General features: G+C 64.9%; 10 protein-coding genes and 1 pseudogene. 3 read left to right on the top strand and 8 right to left on the bottom strand.

The features are described from left to right. The 6 genes and pseudogenes from MOV75_RS20975 to MOV75_RS20950 form a co-directional block, all read right to left on the bottom strand. Window positions 1–267, bottom strand: a pseudogene (locus tag MOV75_RS20975) (YncE family protein); the annotation flags it as partial. Between the two features lie 17 nt (window positions 268–284). Continuing rightward, entirely contained in the window at window positions 285–851 is a 567-nt protein-coding gene (locus tag MOV75_RS20970) for an SRPBCC family protein (protein ID WP_246929352.1), read from the bottom strand. Between the two features lie 936 nt (window positions 852–1,787). Continuing rightward, the gene (locus tag MOV75_RS20965) at window positions 1,788–2,033 is read right to left on the bottom strand and encodes a HigA family addiction module antitoxin (RefSeq protein ID WP_246929350.1); all 246 of its coding nucleotides are present in this window, start codon (window positions 2,031–2,033) and stop codon (window positions 1,788–1,790) included. Window positions 2,034–2,072: 39 nt separating this feature from the next. Next, window positions 2,073–2,933: a DUF296 domain-containing protein gene (locus tag MOV75_RS20960; RefSeq protein WP_246929348.1), complete on the bottom strand. Its 861-nt coding sequence runs from the start codon at window positions 2,931–2,933 to the stop codon at window positions 2,073–2,075. A 9-nt stretch (window positions 2,934–2,942) separates the two neighbouring features. Beyond that, entirely contained in the window at window positions 2,943–4,550 is a 1,608-nt protein-coding gene (locus MOV75_RS20955; protein ID WP_246929346.1) for an acyl-CoA synthetase, read from the bottom strand. A 105-nt stretch (window positions 4,551–4,655) separates the two neighbouring features. Continuing rightward, entirely contained in the window at window positions 4,656–5,153 is a 498-nt protein-coding gene (locus MOV75_RS20950; RefSeq protein WP_246929344.1) for a hypothetical protein, read from the bottom strand. A 94-nt stretch (window positions 5,154–5,247) separates the two neighbouring features. Here MOV75_RS20950 and MOV75_RS20945 point away from each other — a divergent pair, with 94 nt between their 5' ends. Both MOV75_RS20945 and MOV75_RS20940 read left to right on the top strand, forming a co-directional pair. After that, window positions 5,248–5,607: a hypothetical protein gene (locus MOV75_RS20945; RefSeq protein ID WP_246929341.1), complete on the top strand. Its 360-nt coding sequence runs from the start codon at window positions 5,248–5,250 to the stop codon at window positions 5,605–5,607. A gap of 87 nt (window positions 5,608–5,694) precedes the next feature. Continuing rightward, complete coding sequence (locus MOV75_RS20940; RefSeq protein WP_246929360.1) at window positions 5,695–5,970, top strand: GNAT family N-acetyltransferase; 276 nt, start codon at window positions 5,695–5,697, stop codon at window positions 5,968–5,970. A 52-nt stretch (window positions 5,971–6,022) separates the two neighbouring features. On the opposite strand, the gene MOV75_RS20935 is transcribed toward MOV75_RS20940, so the two are convergent. After that, on the bottom strand, window positions 6,023–6,418 hold the full coding sequence (locus tag MOV75_RS20935) for an SPW repeat protein (protein ID WP_246929340.1): 396 nt from the start codon (window positions 6,416–6,418) through the stop codon (window positions 6,023–6,025). Window positions 6,419–6,737: 319 nt separating this feature from the next. Here MOV75_RS20935 and MOV75_RS20930 point away from each other — a divergent pair, with 319 nt between their 5' ends. After that, window positions 6,738–7,016 (top strand): GNAT family N-acetyltransferase, encoded by a 279-nt coding sequence (locus MOV75_RS20930; protein ID WP_246929338.1) that lies wholly within the window; start codon window positions 6,738–6,740, stop codon window positions 7,014–7,016. 52 nt (window positions 7,017–7,068) lie between these two features. On the opposite strand, the gene MOV75_RS20925 is transcribed toward MOV75_RS20930, so the two are convergent. Further along, window positions 7,069–7,347: DUF3597 domain-containing protein (locus tag MOV75_RS20925; RefSeq protein ID WP_247006516.1), on the bottom strand; the 279-nt coding region annotated here is incomplete at its 5' end.

Below are 7,347 nucleotides of genomic sequence, written 5' to 3'. Positions count from 1 at the left end.
AGCAACCTGCCGCGTGGCGGCGTCGACGACCGTCACCGCCTTGGCGTCGGGGCTCGTCACATAGGCAAAGCGTCCGTCGGCGCTGACGGCCACCCCCGCCGGCTTGCCGCCGATGGCGATGGTTGCCACGCTACGCGAGGTCGCGAGGTCCACGACCATCAGATCGTCGCTGAGCTGGTTGGTGACGAACGCCTCTTCAGCGCACGCGCTGCCGAAAGTACCCCAGCAAAGGCCGGCCGCGAGCGCCGCCAGGAGCAGCGCCCGCAAGTCCAGTGTCCGCACGATCAGCTACCGCTCTCGATCTTCTTCTTCAGCGCCTCGAGGCCGGTCTTGTAAAGCTCGCTCACCGCCTTCACCGCGGCCTCGTCGCTCAGCTCCGGCGGCGGATCGTTGTTGGGAAAGCCGCGGTAGAACGCGCCGGCCCATTCCAGCTTGGACTTGCCGTCGGGCGCCGGCGACACCGTCAAGGTCGAGGAATAATTGGTCACCGGCAGCACCTTCACGTCGACCTTGGTGATCCGGTACGAATAGCTCAGCATGTCCGGCTCGTATTTATAGAGCTCCTCCTCGACCGTCGGGCCGCCCGTCAGGGTCAGCGTCCGCGTCGCGCCGATCTCGTTGCCCTTCTCACCCGTGGTCTTGGTGACGATCGGAAGCCAGCTCATGTCCTGGAAATTGGAGATCGCGGCCCAGACCTTGGCCGGCGGCGCACTGATCTCGATGGATTCCCGCACCTTCTGCCGGGTCGGCCCATGCGCCCAGGCCGGGCCAAAGGTCGCCGTCAAGCCTGCCGCCCCAATTACAGCCAGCGCCGCAGCCACGGCCGTGCGCCGTCCAATCGTCACCCTCATCTCGTTTCCTCATACGTCCAGTTGATCACGCGCGGCTTGGAATGCGCGCTCCGGTCATCCTAGCGTATTTTGGGGCCGAGGGGAGACCGGTTCGTGGCGCCGTTGCGGCGGCACTCGGCCCCAACCCACAACCTGTTGCGCTGCCCGTCGGGCAAAACACCCCATGGGAGGGTCAACGCCATCAGGTCAAAATAATTCTCTTTATCAGAACTTCGGATTATCGTATAGAAAGCCATCCCAACCCGGCCGAGGGGCGCATCGCGATCGTCACGACACGCGGGATGGGACGTGGTGGACGCGAGTTGCGTCGGCGCGAGGGTGGTTGCAGGGCGGGTCACACCGTGAGCAGCTCACCCGCGCGCATACGACCGGCGCACTCAGCGTACGACAAAATCGTGTGGTCCTGGCGCCCGGGGTCTGTGCGCCAAGTGTTGCGGTGATGTGGCGGCCCAACCGGGTCCGCGCATCAGCCATCCGCAAGGCGACGGGGGCAATAGTGCATCGCTCCCCGGGGAGAGCACGACATAAGCCGTCAAACCACTGCGCAGGGAAGGCCGGTTGTTTGGCTTCACCTGTATGCCGCTGTGCAGCTGTTTTAGCACACGCTTCGCACAGTGGACCGCGGGTGCCAGCCGGCACCCGGCCTTCCCTGCGCCCTCGGCGTTTTCGAGGGCGGCAACGGCCGCAAAGCTCGGGCGGAATACGCCGCGAGAACGGGAAACCGCGCGTGCGATTGAGTTTCGAACATGAAGACGAATACCGCTCTCGTGCCCCGGACGTAGCGCGGCGCCCCCGGCGATGCGAAGCATCGTCCGGTGCGGTGCGCTGCTGAGACGGGGCCCATGTCGCAGCGATATGCGCGGCTTCTGGGTCCCGGCTGTGCACCGCACCGCTCGCGCGTTGCGGCTTGTCCGGGACACGAACGTGGCGAGCAGATCAAGCCGCGTCGGCGGGCCTCACACGTCGAGCGATCTCCGCGCCCTTCTCCCGCTCGACGACACCGATGTCGTACTGCCCCTGCAAGTCCAACCAGAATTGAGGATTGTTGCCGAAATATCGACCAAGGCGCACCGCGGTGTCAGCCGAAATACCTCTGCGTCCATTCAGAATATCGGTAATCCGCCCCGAGGGAGCGCCGATGTCGAGTGAAAGCCTGTTGGCGCTCAGCCCTCGCGCAACCAACCGGCAGGATACGCCCGACCGCAAGCCCCGACCGCAAGGCTAGTCCAGCGCCTCCAGCACCAGCTCCATCGTCATCAGCACGGGATTGTCGCCGCGGGCCAGACGCCCCTCCGCCAAACCGCCGGTGTAGTCGACCAGCGCGACGTCGAGCGCAGCTTCGAGCGCGCCGGAGTGCCCGGGCGCGATCAGCCCGGCTATCACCGCAAGCTCTGTCGCAAACGGCTCGGTCACGCCGCCATGGGTGAAGCGCGCGCCGATGGTCGAACCGACGCCGCCATGGATCTTCGCACGCGCCATGCCGTGCGCGCGGCAGAACTCTTCGAGCGAGCCAGCAAAATCCTGGTTCGGGCGCAGCCGGAGCGTATACGCGCGGCTCGTCGTGCGCGCGCCCGTGCTCTCAGCGGCCACCGGGCCGAACAGCTTGAAATTGGTCTCGGAATCGGGCTCGGCGGTGAACAACGCACCGTCGATACCGAAGGCCTCGACCTCGAACGGTTCGGCGACGACAGTCTCGTCCGGCAGCATGTGGCCGCCGCTGTCCTTGCCGTCGGCCTCGGTCCAGAGCCCATGGCAGTGAAAGAACGGCGCGCCGTCGCGCGTGCCGAGCGTCATGCTGCCGAGCCTGGTGCGCGTCACGCCAGGCGGCCGGAACGTGTCGCTGTAGAAGGCGGCGTTCTCGCCGGTCTTCGACAGCGCCGGCATGACATAGGCGAACGGCCCGAGCGCACCGTGCCGGAAGTTAAGCACGCCACCGGCAAAACCTTCGGCCGCAAAGCCGCGCCGGGCGGCTTCCAGCAGCGGCAAACCTGCCTGAAGCGTGAACGAGAAGGCGCGCCCCCTCGCCCCCACCCATTGGATGCGCTCCGCGACGGCCGCGCCCGGCTGCTTGATATTCCGCATCGCCTTCGCTCAGCCAGCTTTCGTCTTGTCGAGATCGAGCAGCCCACGCGCCTCGAGCTCGTCGCGCACCATGCGTTTTGGAATCTTGCCATAGCCGGATTTCGGCAGCGCCTCCCAGAAGAAGAACCGCTTCGGCATCTTGTAGCGCGGCACCTTCGGCGAGAGGAACGCCGCCATCTCGGCCTCGCTCACCGGCTTCGTACCTTCGCGCGCAACGCAGACGGCGACGCCGACCTCGCCCCAGGTCGCATCGGGCACGCCGAGCACGGCGACCTCACCGACCGCGGGATGCGTCAGGATTTTCTCCTCGATCTCGCGCGGATAGATGTTGGAGCCGCCGGAGATGTACATGTCGGACGCGCGGCCGGTAATGTAGACGAATCCCTCCTCGTCCATGTGGCCGAGATCGCCGGTGCGGAACCAGCCGTTGCGGAATGCCTTCGCATTGGCTTCAGGGTTGTCGTAATAGCCCGCGAGCACGGCGGGGCCGATCACGCAGATCTCGCCGCTCTGGTTGGCCGCGAGCTCGCGGCCCTCGTCGTCCTGGATCGAGACCTGCATGCCGGTGCGTTCGAAGCCGCAGGTGCCGATCTTGGCATGCGGCCCGTCGTCGGGATCGTGCAACGCCGCCGGCAGCACGGTGATGTTGCCGGTGACCTCGCCGAGGCCGAAATACTGCACGATGACCTTGCCGAGCTTCTTCAGCGCGGTCTTTTGGTCCTCGCGATACATCGGCGCGCCGGCATAGATCACGTGGCGCAGCGAGCCGTGGTCGTACTTGTCGACGGCGGGGTGCTCGACCATCATCTTCAGGATCGTCGGCACCGTGAAGAGATTGCCGACCCGATGCTTTTCGATCAGGCGGAACGCCTCGTCGATGTCGAACTTCTCGGTCGGCAACAAGACGGTGCAGACGCCGCGCGCGGTCTGCACCAGCTGATGCACGCCGGCGCCGTGCGACAATGGCGCCACCACCAGCGAAGCATCCGCCTCGGTGACGCCGGGGGTGAGATCGGCGAGATGGTTGGTGACGACAAATCCCATCTGGCCGTGGGTCAGCACCGCCGCCTTCGAACGCCCGGTGGTGCCGGAGGTGAAGAAGAACCAGCAGGGATCGTCGTGCTCAACATCGGCATTGGCGATGCTGGCGCTAGCCTGCGAGGCAACGGCGTCGGCAACCGAGCGCTCGCCGAACGCGGCCTTGCCGTCGACGCTCCAGGTGAACTCGAGCGCGCCGCCCTTCACGGCCGCGGCGTGCTCGGGAAAATCGACATGGCACAGGAACGCCTTGGCTCCGGAGGCCTCTGCGAGATAGGTGACCTCATCCGGCATCAGGCGGAAATTGGTGGGCACCCAGACCGCGCCGAGCCGGAATGCCGCGAACATCGAGAAGAACATCTCGTCGCCATTCTTGGAATGGACCAGGATGCGGTCGCCCTTGGTGATGCCGCGCGCGGCGAGCGCAGCCGCCAGCGCCGAGACCTGCGCGTCTATCTCGCGCCAGGTCCAGGATTTGTCTCCCCAGACGAAGCCGGGACGCGTTCCATGCCGCCGGGCATTCTGGGTCAGCATGTAAGCGAGATTCATGACGCGGCGGGACATGCGCAGGGGCTGCATGGGGCTTCCTCTTCGAAGGCGGACGGCACGCTGGCCATCCGCTCATTGCAGCCCATTTATCGCCATCCCCCGCGCCCCTGCAAGGCCGCCGGATGCACGGCTCCCCTACGGTTGCTTGAATGCAAACGGCGTCGCCGTGATGGTCTTCTGCTTGACACAGGCCTGCGGACCAAAGCCGCCGCAGAAGCTGCCGTGCAGATCGAAGCGAACGGTTCGCGCAGCACGGCGCTTCGTCGGCGGGGGCATGATCTTGTAGCGGAGGACATAGCCGTCAAACACCTCGCGTAAATTGCCATCCGGCAACGTCGCCAGGATCTTGATGACGCAGCCGCCGGTTCCGCAATAGGTGGTCTCGCGATCCCCGCATTTGGTCTCGCCGAAATCGACGATGTAGTCGTCGCGGCCATCACCGGTGAGGTCGATCCTGCGCACCGTATCAGGCGCGAAGCTCACCTCGCCGCCGTCCTGACTGGTGCATTCTTCATTGGCGTAGCGCAGCGCCTTCTGCACGCCAGGCGGATAGTCGGCTGGATTGAACGTCCTTGCATCCTCGGCGCGCACGGCAGAGGTGAAGAGAGCGAGCATGAGGATCAGATAACGCATGCGGGTTGGTCGCCGGCGCGGCCGCAATCGTTCAGGGAATTTTAAACATGATCGGCGCACCCTCGCTCAGTTCTCGCGTACAGAGTGCCGCATCATGGTCAAAGCGCCTGCCTTCCTCCTGTTGTCGCTGGCGCTCGCCGGATGTGCCGTGGCGCCGCAGGCGCACCTGGCGTCCGATCCCGCCTTCAAGCCTGCCCGTTATGCCTGGGATGGCGCCGGCGAGGATCCCAATCGGCCGCATGCGGCCTCACAACCAACACGGACGGCGACCCGATCCGAGCGAAGCAGCTCGCAAGCCGGGCTTCAGCCCCCTTCGAAGGAGTGGTGGCAAGCGCAGGACGGCAGCGAGGCTGAGCAGGATGCCAGGGTCAACCGCTCCCTGGTCATCTGCAAGGGATGCCTGCGCCCGCAGCAGCAGCCCGAAGATTCCAGGCTCGCCAAAGCGACCGATTGAACCGAACGACCTCGACATCGGAAACCGGCCGGCCCGACCGTGCGTTATGACTTGGTGCGCGAGGCTGGCAGCTGGAAGGTCGACAACATGACCAACGTCATCAACAACAAGGACCATTGCCGCTACGAGCTCTCGGTGGAAGGCCATCTTGCGACCGAGCACTACAAGCTCGACGGCGATGTGATCACGTTCGAGCACACCGACGTGCCGAAGGAGCTCGGCGGCAAGGGCGTCGGCTCGAAACTGGTGCAAGGCGCGCTCGACCAGGTCCGCGCGTCCGGATTGAAGCTGATCCCGCAATGCCCGTTCGTGAAAGCGTGGATCGAAAAGCATCCGGACTATGCGGACCTCGTGACGAGGTGAGAGCACAGGCCCGCCGCCCATAGCCAGCGGGCCTGCCGATCTCTACGGCCTGTTATCCATGCCGGAGCATGTCCTGATCATTCAGATCCCAGTCCTGCCACAGCTGGAGTATGCCCAGCAGCACCACCGCCCCGCCGAGGCTCGTGTGATAGATGCGGAGAAAACCTTCACCGGAATAGCCGAGGGCGTAAGGCGAGGCGATGAGCCACAGCCCGACGAGGATCGTCGTCACCTCTTGCCAGCGCTGCAAGGCGACGTATTCGAGCTGGCTAATGCCAAACACGACCAGGCCGATTGTGACCGCATTCAGGACCGCCGTCTGGTTTCCGGTGATCGCCGCCTGATCCTGGATGGGAAACCACGGCGAAGCCACGATGAGCGCGCCGAGCAGCATCCCGCACCAGTCTTCCCATGTTCGATGAGTATTCAAGAAACCAAAGTCCGACATCGTACCCTCCTGTGACAGAGGCACACGTCGGCGGCTGGCGGTCACGACACTCCGAATGTCTTGCGACCCTGCCGGCCGCATTCGGACGTATGTCCTTGAGAAAACGTGGGAGCCGCCGTGGAACTTGCAAGAGCGACGCCGGCAAATATTGGAGCAGGCGTCGTGTTCACGAAAGGAAGGCTTCTCATACTGCGCTGCAGCTACAGGCACGCGCGTTTGCAGATGTCTGCCGTGCGGCAAGCTCCCTTGGCTGCGCCTTGCCAAGGACGGGGACGGGCTCCTAGATCAACGCGTAAGACGCACGACGGAAGGATCTTGCATGGCCGCCTCATCTGTACGGGACAACAAGGACAGAAGCCGCTTCGAACTCGATGTCGGCAGCGATATCGCCTTCGCTAATTACCGGCTGACGCCGACGGCGGTCATCATCACCCACACCGAAACGCCCCGTGCGCTCCGCGGTCGCGGCATCGCATCCGAACTGGTCAAGGGCGCGCTGGACTTGATCCGGCGCGACGGCAGGAAGGTGATTGCCGGCTGCGGCTTCGTCGTCGACTATCTCGACAGGCATCCGGAGGATGCGGATCTGGTCGCCTGAACGCAAAAGGGCCCGCGAGATCGCGGGCCCTTGCGGCACGACCGGCGGTCGGTCAGTGCTTGATCTCCGGCGGCAGCTTGCCGCCATTAGCAGCGAGCTTGGACATCACCTGCTTGTGCAGCCAGACGTTCATGCTCGCGGAATCGTTCATGTCGCCGGTGTAGCCCAGCTCCTTGGCGAGATCCTTGCGGGCTGCAAGGCTGGAATCGATGTCGAGCGCCTTCATGAGGTCGACGATCGAGGTACGCCATTCCAGCTTCTCGCCCTTGTGCGCGGCCACCGCCTTGTCGACGACCGCGGCGACGTCGACCGCGGCCATGGGCGCGCCGGC

This window comes from Bradyrhizobium sp. PRIMUS42, assembly GCF_023006515.1.
Taxonomy (GTDB): domain Bacteria; phylum Pseudomonadota; class Alphaproteobacteria; order Rhizobiales; family Xanthobacteraceae; genus Bradyrhizobium.
The sequence above is the reverse complement of the archived record's forward strand: the minus strand, read 5'-3'. Positions and strand labels throughout refer to the sequence as shown.

Bases quoted from the DNA above. Each gene is read 5' to 3' on its own strand.
- MOV75_RS20970 (WP_246929352.1), bottom strand. From the start codon at position 851: ATGAGGGTGACGATTGGACGGCGCACGGCCGTGGCTGCGGCGCTGGCT.
- MOV75_RS20960 (WP_246929348.1), bottom strand. From the start codon at position 2,933: ATGCGGAATATCAAGCAGCCGGGCGCGGCCGTCGCGGAGCGCATCCAA.
- MOV75_RS20955 (WP_246929346.1), bottom strand. From the start codon at position 4,550: ATGCAGCCCCTGCGCATGTCCCGCCGCGTCATGAATCTCGCTTACATG.
- MOV75_RS20950 (WP_246929344.1), bottom strand. From the start codon at position 5,153: ATGCGTTATCTGATCCTCATGCTCGCTCTCTTCACCTCTGCCGTGCGC.
- MOV75_RS20945 (WP_246929341.1), top strand. From the start codon at position 5,248: ATGGTCAAAGCGCCTGCCTTCCTCCTGTTGTCGCTGGCGCTCGCCGGA.
- MOV75_RS20940 (WP_246929360.1), top strand. From the start codon at position 5,695: ATGACCAACGTCATCAACAACAAGGACCATTGCCGCTACGAGCTCTCG.
- MOV75_RS20935 (WP_246929340.1), bottom strand. From the start codon at position 6,418: ATGTCGGACTTTGGTTTCTTGAATACTCATCGAACATGGGAAGACTGG.
- MOV75_RS20930 (WP_246929338.1), top strand. From the start codon at position 6,738: ATGGCCGCCTCATCTGTACGGGACAACAAGGACAGAAGCCGCTTCGAA.